The sequence below is a fragment of the Pontibacter indicus genome (genome assembly GCF_900156345.1).
GTDB classification, from domain to species: Bacteria; Bacteroidota; Bacteroidia; order Cytophagales; family Hymenobacteraceae; genus Pontibacter; species Pontibacter indicus.
Window position 1 is genome coordinate 196870 of the sequence record NZ_FTPP01000002.1, and the last position, 16223, is coordinate 213092.

The following is a 16223-nucleotide window of genomic DNA, read 5'->3' on the forward strand; positions in this document are numbered from 1 at the left end:
ATCATTGCTTCTTAATTCTTTCTGCTTTTCCAAGCCTTATGCACCACCATGTGGATAATGTTGTTGAAATCTACACTCCGTCTTTTTGCACCATTTAAAAACAGGCATAACACCCTAATCTGCAGCACCTTGCCAACCAAAACCAAAAACAACGTTTTCCACAATTACTGAGAAACTCGACCAAGAGCCTGCCGCTAAGAAGCCGACTTTAAGCCGAGCAGTTGGACTCTTCGACTCTCAAAACAGCCTTTACCCTCAATTAGGCGGCCTGTGGTTGCATTTTTCAGGACTCAGCCATGAATTAATATTTAATTTACTATATTTTGTCTTTTATATATGTTAACATCAACATGTTAATAGAGGTGTTGATTTCGGTTCAATTTTCAGAGGATCAAACACTTAGCAAAGTGTTAATAAATTGAACAACTTTAGCCCACCAATTCAAGTTCTTATCACTATATTTGAAATCCTGTTGTTTGAAGGTCGTTCCCATCAGGCGCATCGACCACTGAGTTTAACATCTGATAAAACAGCAACGAAGTGTCGCTGTTAGTTTAAATAATCATTAAAGTTTACGAGCATGGAGCCAATATTACAAGAAAACCCAAATCGCTTTGTTTTATTCCCGATACAGCACGACGAGGTGTGGCAAATGTATAAGAAGGCAGAAGCCAGCTTCTGGACTGCCGAGGAGATCGACCTGTCGCAGGACCAGAAGGACTGGGAGAACCTGAACGATGGCGAGCGCCACTTCATCAGCCACGTATTGGCATTCTTCGCCGCTTCTGACGGCATCGTAAACGAAAACCTGGCCATCAACTTCATGCAGGAGGTGCAGCTTCCGGAAGCCCGCTGTTTCTATGGCTTCCAGATCATGATGGAGAACATCCACTCGGAGACCTATTCCCTGCTAATAGATACTTATATAAAGAAGCAGTCGGAGAAGGACTACCTCTTCAACGCGCTGGAGACCGTGCCGTGCGTGAAGAAAAAGGGCGAGTGGGCCCTGAAGTGGATCAACAGCGAGAAGTTCGTGGAAAGACTGATCGCTTTTGCGGCCGTGGAAGGCATCTTCTTCTCCGGTTCTTTCTGCTCCATCTTCTGGCTGAAGAAGCGCGGTCTGATGCCGGGCCTGACCTTCTCGAACGAGCTGATCAGCCGCGACGAGGGCCTGCACTGCGATTTCGCCTGCCTGCTGTACTCCATGCTGAACAACAAGCTGCCTGAGAGCCGCGTGCACGAGATCATCCGCGATGCGGTGGAGATTGAGCAGGAGTTCGTGACAGACGCACTGCCGGTTGACCTGATCGGGATGAACGCCAAGCTGATGAGCCAGTACATCGAGTTTGTGGCCGACCGCCTGCTCGTATCGCTGGGCTGCAGCAAGATCTACAACGCCACCAACCCATTCGATTTTATGGAAATGATCTCGCTTCAGGGCAAGACCAACTTCTTCGAAAAGCGCGTGGGCGAGTACCAGAAGGCCGGCGTGATGGGCGACAAAGACAAAAACGTTTTTTCACTCGACGAAGACTTTTAACGAACAAAATTACTTTGTAAGTTTAGGAACCAAAGGCGCCGGGCGACAGGTCCGGCCCTTTCTGAATACCTTTATTATCCGGGTGCAGGTATAGCCGATTTGGCGCGCTCCGGCACCGGACTCAAACGCTGGCACCAGCTGCCAGACGGGGCGGCCGCTCCAAACTCTGACAAAGCATTTTGCTTTAGCTGTAATTAATAGCATTTCAACGGATTACGTATATATTCGCGTATTCCCCTATGATAATATTAGCATGTTTCAACCCGCTGCATCGGCAGTGGTTCTCTTATACCTATACCTTATAAAAAACCGGGCTTTGAACCCCGCTAAATGTATACGCTATGTTAGTAGTTAAACGAGACGGCAGACGCGAATCCGTCAAATTCGACAAAATTACAGCACGCATCGAGAAGCTGTGCTATGGCCTGAACATGGACTACGTGTCGCCGATTGAGGTGGCCAAGAAGGTGATTGACGGCATTTACGACGGCGTGACCACGATAGAGCTGGACAACCTGGCGGCAGAGACTGCTGCTTCGCTCACCACCAAGCACCCCGACTACGCGGTGCTGGCGGCCCGTGTGGCCATTTCGAGCCTGCACAAGGTGACGAGCAAGTCGTTCTCCAACACCATGAAGCGCCTCTATACCTACGAGGACCCGAAAACGGGCGAGAACGCATCGTTGCTGGCCAAGGATGTGTACGAGATCATCCGCAAGCACGCCAACACGCTGGACTCGACCATCATCTACGACCGCGATTACAACTACGATTACTTTGGATACAAAACGCTGGAGCGCTCATACCTGCTTCGCCTCGACGGCAAGATCGTGGAGCGCCCCCAGCATATGTTGATGCGTGTGGCCGTGGGTATCCACAAGGAGGACATCGAATCTGCCATTGAGACTTATAATCTCATGTCTGAGAAGTGGTTTACGCACGCCACACCAACATTATTCAATGCCGGCACGCCAAAGCCGCAGCTTTCCTCGTGCTTCCTGCTCACCATGCAGGACGACAGCATACCGGGCATCTACGACACGCTGAAGCAGTGCGCGCAGATCTCGCAGAGCGCCGGTGGTATCGGCTTGAGCATCCACAACGTGCGTGCGACGGGCTCTTACATCAAAGGCACTAATGGCACCTCCAACGGCATCATCCCGATGCTGAAGGTGTTCAACGACACGGCCCGCTACGTGGACCAGGGCGGCGGTAAGCGCAAAGGTGCTTTCGCGATCTACCTGGAGCCCTGGCATGCCGACATCTTCGAGTTCCTGGACCTGAGGAAGAACCACGGCAAGGAAGAGAACCGCGCCCGTGACTTGTTCTACGCCCTCTGGACGCCAGACTTGTTCATGAAGCGCGTGGAGCAAAATGGCGACTGGAGCCTGTTCTGCCCGAACGAAGCACCAGGACTTGGCGACAGCTGGGGACAGGAGTTTGAGCGCCTCTACGAGAAGTATGAGCGCGAAGGCCGTGCCCGCAAAACAGTGAAAGCACAGGACCTGTGGTTTGCTATTCTGGAGTCGCAGATCGAGACAGGCACGCCTTACATGCTCTATAAGGATGCGGCTAACAGCAAGAGCAACCAGCAGAACCTGGGCACAATCAAGAGCTCTAACCTCTGCACCGAGATCATGGAGTATACCAGCCAGGACGAGGTAGCAGTATGTAACCTGGCATCGCTAGCACTGCCACGCTTTGTGAAAGAAGAGAACGGCCATAAGGTGTTCGACCACCAGAAGCTGTTCGACGTGACCTACCACGTGACCAAGAACCTGAACAAGGTAATCGATATTAACTACTACCCAGTGCCGGAGGCGCGCAACTCCAACATGCGTCACCGCCCGATCGGTCTGGGTGTTCAAGGCTTGGCGGATACGTTCATCCACCTGCGTATGCCATTCGAGAGCGAGGAAGCACGCGGCCTAAACAAAGACATTTTCGAGACCATTTACTTCGCTGCCATGACGGCTTCTAAGGATCTGGCCAAGAAGAACGGTGCTTACGAAACGTTCAAAGGATCTCCGCTGTCAGAAGGCAAGTTCCAGTTCGATATGTGGGGTATAACACCAGATAGCGGTCGTTGGGATTGGGAAGAGCTGCGTCAGGAAGTGGTGAAGCACGGCGTGCGTAACTCCCTGCTGGTAGCGCCTATGCCGACTGCCTCTACTGCGCAGATCCTGGGCAACAACGAGTCGTTCGAGCCTTACACGTCTAACATTTATGTACGTCGTGTGCTGTCAGGCGAGTTCATGGTTGTGAACAAGCACCTGCTGAAAGACCTGATCAACCTGGGTCTGTGGAACGACAAGATGAAGAATGCCATTATCGCGGCCAACGGCTCGGTGCAGGACATCCCGAACATCCCGCAGAACATCAAAGACCTGTATAAGACGGTATGGGAGATCAGCCAGCGTACGGTGATCGACATGAGTGCTGACCGTGGCGCTTACATCTGCCAGAGCCAGTCGCTGAACCTGCACGTGATGAACGTGAACTTCGGCAAACTGACTTCGATGCACTTCCACGCCTGGAAGAAGGGCCTGAAGACAGGTATGTACTACCTGCGCACCAAAGCCGCTGTAGACGCTATCAAGTTCACGGTGGAGAAACAAGCCGCCGAAACCCTGCAGCCGGTTTACAATAGCCAGGACCAGAATCGCAACGATATGGCCTGCTCACTAGATAACCCAGACGCTTGCGAAGCTTGCGGATCGTAACTAACTGAATAAGGAGGACTTAGTGTCCTCCTTATTTTTTACCCAAACTAAGTACGTCCTATGTTACTGCTGACTCCCCATCAGCGGTTGGAATACTGATGCTTGTACTTTTAGCTTAGTTTTATTATAGGTTTATGCAAAACGATATGTTTAATAAAGCAATGAGTTTACGAGTACTCCTCACCAGACTAGCTACCGGAGAAGATAAAAGAGAAGATGGAGAAGAGTATGTTAATCTTCGAAACGAATTATTTGCGAACACTTTTACTAAAGCTCTATTACCGGAATTTGTGATTTCATGCAGGATACTGAGTGACTTTTGGCCCTATATCAAGTGTCGGTTCAGCACATATGCTGAAAGAAGAGAGTACATCAGAGAGGAATTTGAGCCTTTACTTGTACATTTAGAAAGTGACAGGCTGTACTCACATGATCATGTGATAAATTATTCAATAGAAAAATTTGATTGTGACTCTGTCAATTACATGTGGGGTAAAGCTCTTGGTAGAAGAGAGGATGACCCTGATGGAGCTATCACTGCTGCAAGATCCCTGATTGAATCAGTTTGCAAACAGATACTAAAAGAAAGAAATATTGAATATGATGATAGCTTTGACTTACCAAAGCTTTTCAAGACGACCGCTCGCAGCTTAAACCTTGCTCCCCAACTACACAATGAAAACATATTAAAGCAGATTCTCAGTGGGATTCAAACTACTGTTCATGGCTTTGCATCTTTACGAAACGAACTAAGCGATGCTCATGGTCAACCGAAAGGTGGATACAGAGTAAGCAAGAGACATTCAGAATTAGCTGTAAACTTGGCTGGATCAATAGCTTCATTCCTTATCCAGACACATCATGAGACATTGCTGAAAAGTACGAGTAATTAATAATCTCACCTCGCGGCGTCCTCACGACCCGTGAGAGTCCAGTACATTACAATACAAACAATTCAACCTAACCCTCAGCTACGGCAACAGCAAAAAAGCCCCTGACAAAGATCAGCGGCTTATGGGCAAGAAGTTAAAATACCAGATTTAAGCAAATTTGGCAGTAGGCGATACTTCCATTGACTCTAGCAGCCACTTCATCGCCTTCTCTTCATCTTCAAAGTCCTGTATTTCCAAGGACAGATCAAGCGTGTATCCCTTGTTAATCATGACTCCGACTGCGGCCTGATTTGATTCAAATTTTGAAGGTATACGAGCCATACGGCGCAAAGAGCTCTTCGCCATTTGCGGCACATGCACATCTAAGCTCCATTTTAGGTCCGCAGGCGATATGTTGCCCATCATGCGGTCATCAGCCAGCCACTTCGTCAGCGAAAAGCGGTTGATCATATCGTGGCAAAGCAGGTAGGCTTCTCTAAGCTCGGGGCCGTGCAGGCGGCCAAACCATTCGGCTTTCCCAAGCCTAAGCGTTCTGTCATATGAAAGCCTGACAAAGCTGTTTTGAAAGTAAAGTTGCATCAAGCGTATTCCCTGTTAGGTATAGTTAGTATTGTTTGTAAGGTATAGAGCGAGTAAAGTTTAAGGCAGCAGGCGTATAAGTTAGTTAAATTTTAGCACAGGCAAAGGTTCATGTAGCCAGGCCACAGCGGCTTCCACACTATCAAATTCTCTGAACGCCATATCTCCCAGAGGATCTGCGCGTTTGATAATCTGTTCAACCGCCATTCTATTAAACAGGTCCTCTGACATGACAGATGCATTGCGTCGAAGCGTGCCGACCGTGAGCCTGGGCACGATATGTTCGACAAACCAATCCTGGTCGGCTTTTCGGATAGCTCGCAGCTTGCGGTTGTCCCCAAGCCAACGCAGTAGCTTATGCTCATCCACCAAGTTGGTGCAGACTTCCGCCGCCTCCCGAAACTCTGAGCTGCTCAAAAAACCATTCCAAACAGCGGTACCAATCCGATGCTCTAGATCATAAGTGATCGTCACCACATCGCTTTGGAAATAAGTAGTCACCATCAGGCTATCCTTTTAACTGCATCTGTGTTGCAAATATAGTCAGTAACTCCATATGGGCAAGGCTAAAAATTGCACTTTAGCTTTAACATGAACTTGCAGGCATATACCATCGCTGTAACAATCCACATTGCAAAGCACTAAAAGCAGCTCTTTTGTGGCTATAGAGGGGCCTTTCCGCCCCGGAAGTTCATGAAAAAGGTGGGATTATTGCTCTGAAGAGGAGATAAGGGCTAAGACAAAGATAGACGCCAGAAGAGCGTTTTATATAACTATACCTGTATAATTTACAATTAACCTTGCGAAAGCCTGTTAGTGTATACCTTAAATAGTTTCTTTGGTGCAGAGCTTGTGGAAGTGCTCCTCAATAAAACAAAAGAGGCCCGCCTTGCGGGCGGGCCTCTTTCTTATCTGTCAGAAAAAATTTAATTAGCGCTTCACGAAGCGGATTACTTCTTTTTGTGTGCCGGATGTTACTGTTACGAAGTAAACACCTTGCTGTAGTTGCTGTACGGGCAACACTACCTGGCGATCCGCAGGGTTCTGAACAGCCAACAGCTGCTTGCCTGCCATATCCGCCACTGCAATTGTTACCTGATCGTCAGTAGAAGCCAGCCTCACAGTGATGTCAGTCGTGGCCAGAGTAGGGTAAACGGTTGCGGCAGATGCCAGTGTTATGTTAATCGCTACGGTTTTAGAATACTCAAATGCCCCGTCAAAGTCAATTTGCTTCAGGCGGTAGTAGTTAGCACCAGCAACAGCTCTTGTGTCGAGGAAACTGTAATGCTGCGTGAGTGAGGTAGTACCTACTTTGCTCTCCACGAAAGCCACTTTTCTGAAATTCTTGCCATCCGCAGATGCCTCCACTTCGAAACCTCTGTTGTCTAGCTCAGAAGCCGTCTTCCAGCTAAGCTGAACCCCCTCTTTCGTCGATTGCGCCTTGAAGGAAACTAGTTCTACAGGAAGGGAAACGATACCCTGCGTAGTGGCATAGAGCATGTATTCCTCGTAACACATGCCATCTATTGCAGTGATGAAAGCCTCATAATAAGTGTTCGCCTCTACATTTGGTACTTGGAATGAAGCTGACCCGCCTTTGGGTGCTTCAGTAAGACCCAGTACGTTTCTGGCACCCGTAACAAAGTTGTAGGCTTCCCAACGGATACTAGCACCGTGGCTTCGATCAAAAACTTCTGAATTTAACTGCAACACTGCTGGCTTACCTACAGTTACATCCTGTCTGGCAAATTCTGTGTTTGCGCTTAGCTGTGGCTTTACAGTGGCGTTAACTGGTACTCTGGCAGTTTCGCAGCCAGTAGCTGTTACAATGGAAACGGCATACTGCCCTGCTTGGGTCACAGACAGGCTCGCTGATGTTGCCCCATTAATGTACTGGCCAGCTGCATTATACCAACGGTAGCTCCCGTTGGCAGGTGCTCCTTGCGCCGTTAACGTAGTGCGGCCGCAGAAAGAAGTACTTGTAACTGAAAGAGGGCCTACAACAGATAGAACACTGCCTTGTGAAACACCACTTGCAGTGTTCGCAACTACTTGTACATTCCCAGCTGTGCTTATCAAATTGGCTGGAACTGCGATTTTTATTTGGGCTTTTGTTCGTTCAACGAAAACGCTAAAAACTTGACCGTTTATTGTTATGGTCGTGCTTCCATTAAAGTCATTACCTGTTAGTCTATAAATAGTAAGTTCAAAGTTTTGATTAGCCAACGTACACTTAGGTTGGATATCAATTGTAGTTTGACCTTGAGCAGCTGCTAATTGAGCAGATGCGATAAAAAGAATAAGGACGATAACTAATGTGTAAACGTATTTCATAACTTTCTTTCTTATATCACTATATATGAAAGAAGTATGCCAGCGTATTTTAAAGCTATTTATTTCCTATAAAGTCCAATCTATTGAGAAACCACAGCTATACGCTTTCCTATAATTTGCTTATAATTAATCATTTAATAGAAACCAACAGAAAAGTGATTTTCATCATATTTGATTATTAACGGCACAGGTAACAGGATACATGCTGGAATTATTCCATATATGGGAAAAATAGCACCGTTTTGGGAGAAAATGTTCGTTGCGAGGAGCTGTTTAATTGCACCAAGTTTATGTTAAAAGAAATACATTTCACAGAAATCAAAACTGAACATTGATTGAAGACTACAAGCCACGAAGGGCCATTTTGACATATACAGGGCGTCTTTAACAGGATTTATCGGTCATTTTGGCGGCTATACCTATTGGCACCTGTTTTGCATCCTTATTCTCTGAAAACTTAGAGGAGAAAGAGATGAAAATTATAAAAGATAAAGAGTTTTTACGATCCATTGCACATCAAATCGACTTACTAAATACAGTAGGCGGAGGCGTGAGTGAGACATACATTGATATTAAAAAGAAAAAGAAAGGTGCTGTAATTAATGTCTGGGCGGCTGGCGTCAATCCGGAGGCCTTTAAAGTAGTGCTGCACCAAAACCAGTTAACCATATTCTCTGTGCTGCAAAGCCAGGAAAACCCACAGATGGCAGTGCCGATGTTCAATCGCGTGTTTATGCTGCCGCCACAAGTTGATCTGGGCCGTATTGAAGCCATTTATAAGGATGGTGAGTTGCGGGTTAAACTGCCATACCATGATGCTGCGCTACATCCGCGCCAGATCGATATCAGACAGCTCTAAAACTGTTACCGGCGTGGATGTTCGTGGCGCCATCCAACCACGGCTATGATGCCCCACACCGCATAGAAGGAGGAGAAGGCTTTTACTAAATAGGGGTCTACTGCCACAGAGACAACTAGCTGGGCCACAAAAGTTACGATAGCGCCCCAAAAAGCAATCTTATAGTACTTGTTCCATTTATTCATAGCAGACTCAAAAAAAATACCCGGCGTTAGGGCCGGGTATTCATTAATCTGAACGCTTCCGCGCGCGATATCTTCTTTTCAACTATAAGCGGCGGATCATCTTCTTTCGATATTACTAACGTGTAGTTGTTGTTGTTATCCTGGTAGTAAATAAGCGTCGTGAGATCCTCATAGCCAATGCTAAAGATCTTACGGGTCTTACCACCGTAGTTAAAATAGTGATTGTCTAATTTAATATTCTTCAATAACCTCATAACCCTACATTCATCTGGTATTTTAACGGGGTCTTGCCCCAAATTTGTTTCATATTATTACTGATGTGCAACTAGATTCTTCTTATCTTACCATAAATTGCACTAAACAGACACAGATCTTTCGACCAATCAGCAATAATTTATATATATGTGCCTGTTAATTAGAAACAAACAGCATGCCAGAATGCATATATACTGTACTGGCAATATGCGATAATTCTACCGTTCCCCGCTCCTTAATTATACGTGTGATCCTAAAAAATGGCACGTATGGCAACATATCGGCATCCTGTTATTATATTTAAGTGAAGAAACGCTAGCCTAAGCAACAGAAACGGCATAGAGAGTCAACATCCGAGGGCGCTATCTTCGTTTATATAAATCCGGCAACATGGCTTCGCAAAAAAGCGACAGGCTCTATGGCTTGTTTTTCTTCCTGGTGTTCGAAGTGGTAGTGTTTTACCTACTGCGCTACCTGGTGTCAGGCATGGGCATGGACGACCAGTACCAGGCAGAGAATACAATTGTGCCGAATTGGGTAAAAGCCGTTACTTTTATACTATTGTATATATTATGCGTATTGATAGCCGTTGTATTGGTGAGCAATATGGTGCCCAGCAAACACAAAGGCCAACTGATGAGTTGGGTATACTTGGCCCTGGCCGGAATGCTCGTCATGCTCGTGGCTATTTTCTAAGCATAAGCCTATTTTGAACTACAGCTGAAATCACCCCATACATGAACAAGACAATCTTTGCACTTTTCGCCTGCCTGCTGCTAAGCTTTGGCCTGCAAGCGCAGGAGTATTCCCAGGAAAACTACCAGCCGCAACGCCAGAAGGGGCGGCATTTTCTGCAGTTGCGCAATGGCCAGGTGGTATACGGTAACAGGATACAGTATAAGTCGCCTATTTTCAAGCAGGACTTCTTCCTGGTTGACGATACGCTCAAGTACTCCCCTGAACTGGTAGATGTGTATCAGAACAACGACGGCTACTTTGCCAGGGTGGCCGCGGGCAACCGCTTCGACTCCTTTGCCAAGCGCATCATGGAAGGGCCGCGCATCTCGAAGTTCTATACCACCACCATCGACTATGCCGCCATGGGATACCATCCGTATGGGTATGGCATGCCGCGCACCAGCCGTCGCCGCATTTACTTCTTCTCCAAGGACAATGGACCGCTGATGACTTTCAACCAGCAAAACCTGGAGCAGGCACTGGCCGACAATGCCTCCAGCGTTGTGCTGATTCAGCGACACAAGCGCGAGAAAACTATTTCGACGGTGATGGGTATAGCGGGCGCAGGTCTGCTTACGTATGGCTTGCTCTCGTCTTCTCAGAGCTCTACCAACCCGAACTCTGTGGATGTCTCGCCTACCGTGTATGCGGGAGCCGGCCTTATAGCTGTGCCGCTGGTGATCCAGCTTTTCCGCAAAGACAAACTGAACCAGGCGGTGGATGTCTATAACTATCAGGTAAAGCAATAACAACAGCACATGCCTGACCTGCTCTTGCTCCATGGCGCTCTGGGCGCCGCCAGTACCCTGTACCCCCTTCAGCAGCTGCTCGCGGCAGACCATACCGTTCATACCCTGGATTTCAGTGGGCATGGCGGAAAAGCTTTGCCGCAAGCGCCTTTCCGGATAGAGCTGTTTGCAGAGGATGTACTGCGCTACCTGGACCAGCACCAACTCCAGCAGGTAGCTATATTCGGGTATAGCATGGGAGGCTATGTGGCGCTATACCTGGCGCTTCGCCACCCGGATCGGGTAAGCCGCATTTTCACGTTGGCCACCAAATTTGCCTGGAGCGCCGAGACAGCCGCAAAAGAGGTGAAAATGCTACAGCCTGAGAAGGTACAAGAGAAAGTGCCCGCCTTTGCCGCTGTGCTCGCCAACCGCCACCAGCCCCAGGATTGGCAGGAGGTCATGCGCCGCACAGCCGACATGATGCAGCACCTGGGCAGTCAGCCTCTGCTCACTGAAGAAACCCTCTCGCGCTTAGCCATACCTGTACGTGTGAGTGTGGGCGACCGCGATAACATGGTGAGTCTGCAGGAAACGGCCTGGGCTTATGAACATCTGCCTGATGCCGAACTACAGGTGTTCCCGGGCACGCAACATCCGTTGGAAAAGGTCGATCTGGGCCAACTGCAGCACGAGATCAGGCAATTCTTTGGTAGAGCTGCCGTTTAGAATTTATTACATTAAACCATCTTTGGTACGAGTACTTATGCGCTTACAACACAGTTGCGGCACCCTGCTTATAGCCTTCACCTTATTTACAGCAGGCGCCTGCACCAGTTCCAAACCTGCCGTAGGGCAGCGCGGCTATACCGAGGCCGGCAAGGCTTCTTACTACAGCAACAAGCTGCACGGCCGCAAAATGGCCAACGGGGAAGCCTACAACCGAAGGAAACTGACAGCAGCCCACCGCACGCTCCCGTTTGGCACCAAAGTAAAGGTCACCAACCTGCAGACGAACAAATCAGTAAAGGTAAGCATAACAGATAGAGGACCCTTTGTAAAGGGCCGGGTAATAGATCTGAGCGAGGCGGCAGCCAAACGACTGGACTATATCAGTGCAGGCATCGTGCCGGTAGAGGTGAAAGTGGTAAAGCCTGCCCCTGTACGTTGACCCACTTTAGAGTAGCTTTCGCTTTAATTTTAAATAAGTCTGCAAATACTCCTATTTATTTCTTGGAATACTGTATCTAAAAGTATAATTTTGGGCATGGTTAAAAAGTGGAAATCCCTTTCAGTGACAGCTCTACTTGCAACGCTACTGTTGCTAGGTGTAACAACTACGCCTAATGCTGCCGATCTGAACAATGGTAAAGCCACAACTGAAACCACTACAGTAGTAGCCCCTAATGCCGACACAACTGTTGCTACAGAAGAGGCAAAGCCCGCAACACCTAAAAAGCAAAAATCAGTTTTAGACGCTGAAGTGCTGGAAAGCCCACTTTCTTTCTTCAAAGACCTGAATTCCGGATCGGATGAGGAAGATTCTTCTGATGTTGCAGTAAAGTCAAGCACGATCGTGTTGGCTTTGAAGGCGCTCGCAGCCACTCTGCTCTCTACTATTATGTAGTTTCCTTTTTACTTCGATGACATAGGCTGATCAAGATCAGCCTTTTTTGTTTTTGGCCGATACCATACCTACCATATCTCTTAACAGAAGTACAAACCAACACCTAAACCGGTCAGGATTATAAGTGAAGTTAAAGGTATAGGACTAGCTATACCTACATCAGATCGGTGAGCAGGGCCAGGCCAAGTCCAAAGAGAGTTGCCAGCAGTTTGTTGCGGTTGAAACGGTGGTCGGGGCTTGTCTCGAAAAGGATGGTAGTGGAAATGTGCAGGAAGTTACCAGCCACCAGTCCGGTAAGCGCCGTGAAGACCAGGTCGCCTCCTACCTTATCCTTGATGATGTAGTTACTTACGAGTATCCCCAACGGTGCGCCGACCGCAAATATGAGCAGCCATAGGAAAGCTTTCCGGAAAGAGCCGATGCGTGACATCAGCACAGACATCAGTGCAAACGCAGCGGGTATATGGTGGATGGCTATACCTAGCAACACGGCGTAAAAGTTCTCTCCGGCATGGTGGTGCCCCGCATGGCGCTCGCCGCCCTCCACCAGTATACTTCCTTCCAGAAAAGAGTGGATGAACAGTGAGCCGAGCAGGAGAAAAGGCATGGAGCCAGCATGTGCGTGCCCGTTGTGGTGGGTGTGCATGTGCCCATGCTCCACCCCATGCGAGAAAAGCTCCAGCACCAGCTGCAGGAAAAAGCCGGCCAGCACCCAGTAACCCACGTGGTGCGGGTTCGGGTTGCCAATGAGCACATCGGGCAGCAGGTGCACGATGGTGATGGTGAACAGATAGGCACCACTGAAAGCGAGCGCCATTTTTAGCCAGCGGCTGTTGTCAGGCGGAAATATCTTAACGAGGAAGCTGGACAGCACCACCGTGAAGAAGAGCACGAGTATAGCTATGATCATATGGCGTTACTTCTTTAGCACGAAAATAATTCGTTCGCTTTTCTCCGGGTCGAAAGCCTGCAGCTTATAGTCGCCAAACACCTCGCCCAGGCGAAGCTGCGCAATGCGGAAGTACTCCAGGAAGTTCTCCTGGCGCAGGGCCCGCACCCGTTCTTCAAAGCAGTATTCTCGGCCTTTGTCCTCGAAGCGGATGGTCTTCACTATAAAATCGTGCTCCACTTTCCGGCTTATATCAAACAAAATGCCCTGCACCTCTTTCTGCTCATGCGACACCAGTCGCTCAATGGTACGGTCGGTGTTCATAAAGTCGATCACCAGTTTGCCGCCGTGCTTCAGGTTGGCGGCGGCGGCTTTCAGGGCCACCACATTCTCGGTTTCGCTCTCGAAATACCCAAAGCTCGTGAACAGGTTCAATACAAAGTCGAATGCCTCGGGTTGGTATACCTCCCGCATGTCGTGCACGTCGAAGCGCAGGCGCTCATTCTCGTACTGCCGGGCGTAGGCAATGCTTTTCTCCGACAGGTCTATACCTGTCACATCGTAGCCCAGTTGGTTCAGATAGCGGGAGTGGCGGCCTTTGCCACAGGCAAGGTCCAGTATTTTATGTTGGGGCTTGGGGTGCAGGTAGGTCAGCAGGTTATCCATAAACAGCCTTGCATCATGATCGTCGCGGTTGCTGTAAAGGATATGATAGTAAGGAGAGTTAAACCAAGTGCTGAACCATTCTTCCTGTTGCGTCATAGGAGCAATGAAAATGCAATAAGGGTGCAAATATACCTTTTATTTTCGGAACACGGGTATACGCAGCTTGCGCCGAGAGGTATAGCAACTCATAAAAAAGTCTGCCGCTACTGTAGCACACAGTAACGGCAGACTTTTTTAAAGGCGTAAGAGCCGCTTATTGCTTGTCGGCGCCAGCTGCTGAGTTCGTAACAGCACTTTCGCGAACGCTATCGCCTGGCTGTATTGTATTAGCTCCCTGGTCGTGATTAGGCATTATTTCCTGCTTTGCGTCATGGCCTTCTGCTCCGTGTGCAGTAGCTGTTTCGCCACCTGCGTCAGACACGTTGTTAGTGCCGCGCATCCCCGGAGGAACTGTGTCGTTAGATACCTTGGCACCTGGGCGCAAATCCTTTGGCGTATCGCACGAAATCATAAACAAACCACAAACTGCGGCGAATACTGCAAGTACGTTCTTATTCATCTCTATTTATAGGTTATAGGTCCTTTATTTTAAAACGCTACTACATAGCGCAGTAGCAAATCCTTTAGTACGACAGGTATACGGGTACGGGTTCTGAAACCACTATGCGATCAGCTCCTTGCGGCGCAGCATCGACTCCAGCAACTTGATGTCGTTCGGGTTGTTGAAGATGCGGAATGGCAGCATCACAAACACCGGTGCCTGGAAGTTTTTGGCCAGCCAGCCTCTCCAACCGCCGGGCAGTTGAGCATCCGTAGGAGGCTTCAGCCACAGCAGGTAGGCCTCTCCCTTGCGCTCCACCGATCCGATCATGTCCCAGGTCAGGGCCATGCCCTCACGGTCGTTACGCTTCAGCAGGATCTGGCGCGAGTCGATCTCATAACTCAGTTTCTCGAACAGCGGATTGCCCTGCTCCATCTGCGTTACCCCCATTACCTGGGCGGAGCGAAGCAGCACAAAGATGAGGGTTACCAAAATGGCACCCGCCACCCACCACCACGAGAAGCTAAATACGGCGGGCAGCATAAACAAAGCGAACGGAATAAGGGCCATCCACCAGTCTTTGCGCCATACCTTGCCCAGCGCTATACCTGTAAAAACATTCTTCTCCAGTTGGTACTTCTTGGTGCGAATGGCATTCGGCGCAGCACTTGACTGCATCCGGTAACGTTGATTTTGTTGCATAAAAAATAAAATAAGCGCCCGCCCTTTACCGGACAGGTATAAGTTCTTTAATAAGCCTTCAGGCTCAGGTCCATGCTCTTGATCGAGTGCGTCAGCGCACCCACGGATATAAAGTCGACCCCACACTTGGCTACTTCCGCGATTGTTGCCTCCGTGATGCCACCCGAAGCCTCGGTTTCGAAGCGACCGCCGATCAGGGCCACCGCCTCGCGCATCATCTCCGGCGTCATGTTGTCGAGCATGATGCGGTGGATGCCGCCTGTTGCCAGCGCCTCTTTCACTTCATCCAGGTTGCGTGTCTCCACCTCAATGCGCAGGTCTTTGCCTTTTGCCTTCAGATACTGCTGTGTCGCCTCAATGGCTTGGCGTATACCTCCGGCGTAGTCCACGTGGTTGTCTTTGAGAATGATCATGTCGAACAAGCCAAAGCGGTGGTTCACTCCGCCGCCGATCAATACCGCCCACTTCTCCATGATGCGGAAATTCGGGGTGGTCTTGCGCGTGTCCAGCAGCCTGGCCTTCGTGCCGGCGATCAGCGTATTCAGGTAATGGGTATAGGTCGCGATGCCACTCATACGCTGCATGCAGTTGAGCACCAGGCGTTCGGCCGTGAGAATGGACTGCGCCTTGCCCTTCACGGTCAGGGCCACGTCGCCATACTTCACTTCGGCACCGTCCTGCAGCAGCACGTCTACCTGCAGGGCAGGGTCTACTTGCTTGAAGATGTAGCCAGCCAGCTCCACGCCAGCCAGTATGCCGTCGCCCTTCACCAGCAGCCTTGCCTGGTTTTGGGCATCGTTCGGAATAGAAGCCAGCGACGAGTGGTCGCCATCGCCTACGTCCTCGGCCAGGGCCTGGGAAATAAAGGCAGCTATGCTTTTTTCTGTCAGGTATGATGCTTTCACGGTGCAAAAATAAAAAAAGGCCCGGTATATTCCCGGGCCTTGCTAAAAATCTCACTATT

At 49.1% G+C, this 16223-nt stretch carries 18 protein-coding genes; 9 read left to right on the forward strand and 9 right to left on the reverse strand.

Annotation, left to right across the window (positions count from 1 at the left end; all coding sequences use genetic code 11):
• The first annotated feature begins 580 nt into the window (after positions 1 to 580).
• From B0B12_RS09445 to B0B12_RS09455, 3 genes are all read left to right on the forward strand, one after another.
• Positions 581 to 1540, forward strand: a complete 960-nt coding sequence (locus B0B12_RS09445; protein ID WP_076668228.1) for a ribonucleoside-diphosphate reductase small subunit — start codon at positions 581 to 583, stop codon at positions 1538 to 1540.
• A 341-nt stretch (positions 1541 to 1881) separates the two neighbouring features.
• The gene (locus B0B12_RS09450) at positions 1882 to 4263 is read left to right on the forward strand and encodes a ribonucleoside-diphosphate reductase subunit alpha (protein WP_076668231.1); all 2382 of its coding nucleotides are present in this window, start codon (positions 1882 to 1884) and stop codon (positions 4261 to 4263) included.
• 134 nt (positions 4264 to 4397) lie between these two features.
• Entirely contained in the window at positions 4398 to 5156 is a 759-nt protein-coding gene (locus tag B0B12_RS09455) for an abortive infection family protein (RefSeq protein ID WP_076668233.1), read from the forward strand.
• Between the two features lie 147 nt (positions 5157 to 5303).
• Here B0B12_RS09455 and B0B12_RS09460 read toward each other — a convergent pair whose 3' ends face one another.
• The 3 genes from B0B12_RS09460 to B0B12_RS19940 form a co-directional block, all read right to left on the reverse strand.
• A complete protein-coding gene (locus tag B0B12_RS09460) occupies positions 5304 to 5735 on the reverse strand; it encodes a hypothetical protein (RefSeq protein ID WP_076668236.1) in 432 nt (143 codons plus the stop codon).
• 81 nt (positions 5736 to 5816) lie between these two features.
• Positions 5817 to 6239, reverse strand: coding sequence for a hypothetical protein (locus B0B12_RS09465; protein WP_076668238.1), 423 nt, complete (start codon positions 6237 to 6239; stop codon positions 5817 to 5819).
• Positions 6240 to 6665: 426 nt separating this feature from the next.
• On the reverse strand, positions 6666 to 8069 hold the full coding sequence (locus B0B12_RS19940) for a T9SS type A sorting domain-containing protein (RefSeq protein WP_083704174.1): 1404 nt from the start codon (positions 8067 to 8069) through the stop codon (positions 6666 to 6668).
• A 472-nt stretch (positions 8070 to 8541) separates the two neighbouring features.
• On the opposite strand from B0B12_RS19940, the gene B0B12_RS09475 reads away from it, so the two are divergent.
• Positions 8542 to 8928 (forward strand): Hsp20/alpha crystallin family protein, encoded by a 387-nt coding sequence (locus B0B12_RS09475; RefSeq protein WP_244554662.1) that lies wholly within the window; start codon positions 8542 to 8544, stop codon positions 8926 to 8928.
• Positions 8929 to 8933: 5 nt separating this feature from the next.
• On the opposite strand, the gene B0B12_RS20110 is transcribed toward B0B12_RS09475, so the two are convergent.
• Positions 8934 to 9113 carry a hypothetical protein gene (locus B0B12_RS20110; RefSeq protein WP_139337789.1) on the reverse strand — a complete coding sequence of 60 codons (180 nt, stop codon included), beginning with the start codon at positions 9111 to 9113 and terminating at the stop codon, positions 8934 to 8936.
• Positions 9114 to 9758: 645 nt separating this feature from the next.
• On the opposite strand from B0B12_RS20110, the gene B0B12_RS09485 reads away from it, so the two are divergent.
• From B0B12_RS09485 to B0B12_RS09505, 5 genes are all read left to right on the forward strand, one after another.
• On the forward strand, positions 9759 to 10064 hold the full coding sequence (locus B0B12_RS09485; protein WP_076668245.1) for a hypothetical protein: 306 nt from the start codon (positions 9759 to 9761) through the stop codon (positions 10062 to 10064).
• A gap of 41 nt (positions 10065 to 10105) precedes the next feature.
• Positions 10106 to 10855 (forward strand): hypothetical protein, encoded by a 750-nt coding sequence (locus B0B12_RS09490; RefSeq protein WP_076668247.1) that lies wholly within the window; start codon positions 10106 to 10108, stop codon positions 10853 to 10855.
• Between the two features lie 9 nt (positions 10856 to 10864).
• Positions 10865 to 11563 carry an alpha/beta fold hydrolase gene (locus B0B12_RS09495; protein WP_076668250.1) on the forward strand — a complete coding sequence of 233 codons (699 nt, stop codon included), beginning with the start codon at positions 10865 to 10867 and terminating at the stop codon, positions 11561 to 11563.
• 37 nt (positions 11564 to 11600) lie between these two features.
• A complete protein-coding gene (locus tag B0B12_RS09500) occupies positions 11601 to 12005 on the forward strand; it encodes a septal ring lytic transglycosylase RlpA family protein (RefSeq protein ID WP_076668252.1) in 405 nt (134 codons plus the stop codon).
• 90 nt (positions 12006 to 12095) lie between these two features.
• Complete coding sequence (locus B0B12_RS09505) at positions 12096 to 12461, forward strand: hypothetical protein (protein ID WP_139337790.1); 366 nt, start codon at positions 12096 to 12098, stop codon at positions 12459 to 12461.
• Positions 12462 to 12615: 154 nt separating this feature from the next.
• Here the strand turns inward: B0B12_RS09505 and B0B12_RS09510 are convergent, their stop codons facing one another.
• The 5 genes from B0B12_RS09510 to nadC form a co-directional block, all read right to left on the reverse strand.
• Complete coding sequence (locus tag B0B12_RS09510; RefSeq protein WP_076668256.1) at positions 12616 to 13371, reverse strand: ZIP family metal transporter; 756 nt, start codon at positions 13369 to 13371, stop codon at positions 12616 to 12618.
• 6 nt (positions 13372 to 13377) lie between these two features.
• A complete protein-coding gene (locus B0B12_RS09515) occupies positions 13378 to 14112 on the reverse strand; it encodes a class I SAM-dependent methyltransferase (protein ID WP_076668258.1) in 735 nt (244 codons plus the stop codon).
• A 157-nt stretch (positions 14113 to 14269) separates the two neighbouring features.
• Complete coding sequence (locus tag B0B12_RS09520; protein WP_076668261.1) at positions 14270 to 14575, reverse strand: hypothetical protein; 306 nt, start codon at positions 14573 to 14575, stop codon at positions 14270 to 14272.
• 102 nt (positions 14576 to 14677) lie between these two features.
• On the reverse strand, positions 14678 to 15259 hold the full coding sequence (locus B0B12_RS09525; RefSeq protein ID WP_244554663.1) for a hypothetical protein: 582 nt from the start codon (positions 15257 to 15259) through the stop codon (positions 14678 to 14680).
• A gap of 47 nt (positions 15260 to 15306) precedes the next feature.
• A complete protein-coding gene (gene nadC / locus B0B12_RS09530) occupies positions 15307 to 16164 on the reverse strand; it encodes a carboxylating nicotinate-nucleotide diphosphorylase (RefSeq protein WP_076668265.1) in 858 nt (285 codons plus the stop codon).
• Between the last annotated feature and the right edge of the window lie 59 nt (positions 16165 to 16223).

Excerpts from the sequence above, each read along its gene's own strand:
- B0B12_RS09445 (WP_076668228.1), top strand. The coding sequence starts at position 581 with ATGGAGCCAATATTACAAGAAAACCCAAATCGCTTTGTTTTATTCCCG.
- B0B12_RS09520 (WP_076668261.1), bottom strand. The coding sequence starts at position 14,575 with ATGAATAAGAACGTACTTGCAGTATTCGCCGCAGTTTGTGGTTTGTTT.
- B0B12_RS09450 (WP_076668231.1), top strand. The coding sequence starts at position 1,882 with ATGTTAGTAGTTAAACGAGACGGCAGACGCGAATCCGTCAAATTCGAC.
- B0B12_RS09485 (WP_076668245.1), top strand. The coding sequence starts at position 9,759 with ATGGCTTCGCAAAAAAGCGACAGGCTCTATGGCTTGTTTTTCTTCCTG.
- B0B12_RS09510 (WP_076668256.1), bottom strand. The coding sequence starts at position 13,371 with ATGATCATAGCTATACTCGTGCTCTTCTTCACGGTGGTGCTGTCCAGC.
- B0B12_RS09460 (WP_076668236.1), bottom strand. The coding sequence starts at position 5,735 with ATGCAACTTTACTTTCAAAACAGCTTTGTCAGGCTTTCATATGACAGA.
- B0B12_RS09455 (WP_076668233.1), top strand. The coding sequence starts at position 4,398 with ATGCAAAACGATATGTTTAATAAAGCAATGAGTTTACGAGTACTCCTC.
- B0B12_RS09465 (WP_076668238.1), bottom strand. The coding sequence starts at position 6,239 with ATGGTGACTACTTATTTCCAAAGCGATGTGGTGACGATCACTTATGAT.
- B0B12_RS09525 (WP_244554663.1), bottom strand. The coding sequence starts at position 15,259 with ATGCAACAAAATCAACGTTACCGGATGCAGTCAAGTGCTGCGCCGAAT.
- B0B12_RS09495 (WP_076668250.1), top strand. The coding sequence starts at position 10,865 with ATGCCTGACCTGCTCTTGCTCCATGGCGCTCTGGGCGCCGCCAGTACC.
- B0B12_RS09490 (WP_076668247.1), top strand. The coding sequence starts at position 10,106 with ATGAACAAGACAATCTTTGCACTTTTCGCCTGCCTGCTGCTAAGCTTT.
- B0B12_RS20110 (WP_139337789.1), bottom strand. The coding sequence starts at position 9,113 with ATGAATAAATGGAACAAGTACTATAAGATTGCTTTTTGGGGCGCTATC.
- B0B12_RS09500 (WP_076668252.1), top strand. The coding sequence starts at position 11,601 with ATGCGCTTACAACACAGTTGCGGCACCCTGCTTATAGCCTTCACCTTA.
- B0B12_RS19940 (WP_083704174.1), bottom strand. The coding sequence starts at position 8,069 with ATGAAATACGTTTACACATTAGTTATCGTCCTTATTCTTTTTATCGCA.
- B0B12_RS09515 (WP_076668258.1), bottom strand. The coding sequence starts at position 14,112 with ATGACGCAACAGGAAGAATGGTTCAGCACTTGGTTTAACTCTCCTTAC.
- B0B12_RS09475 (WP_244554662.1), top strand. The coding sequence starts at position 8,542 with ATGAAAATTATAAAAGATAAAGAGTTTTTACGATCCATTGCACATCAA.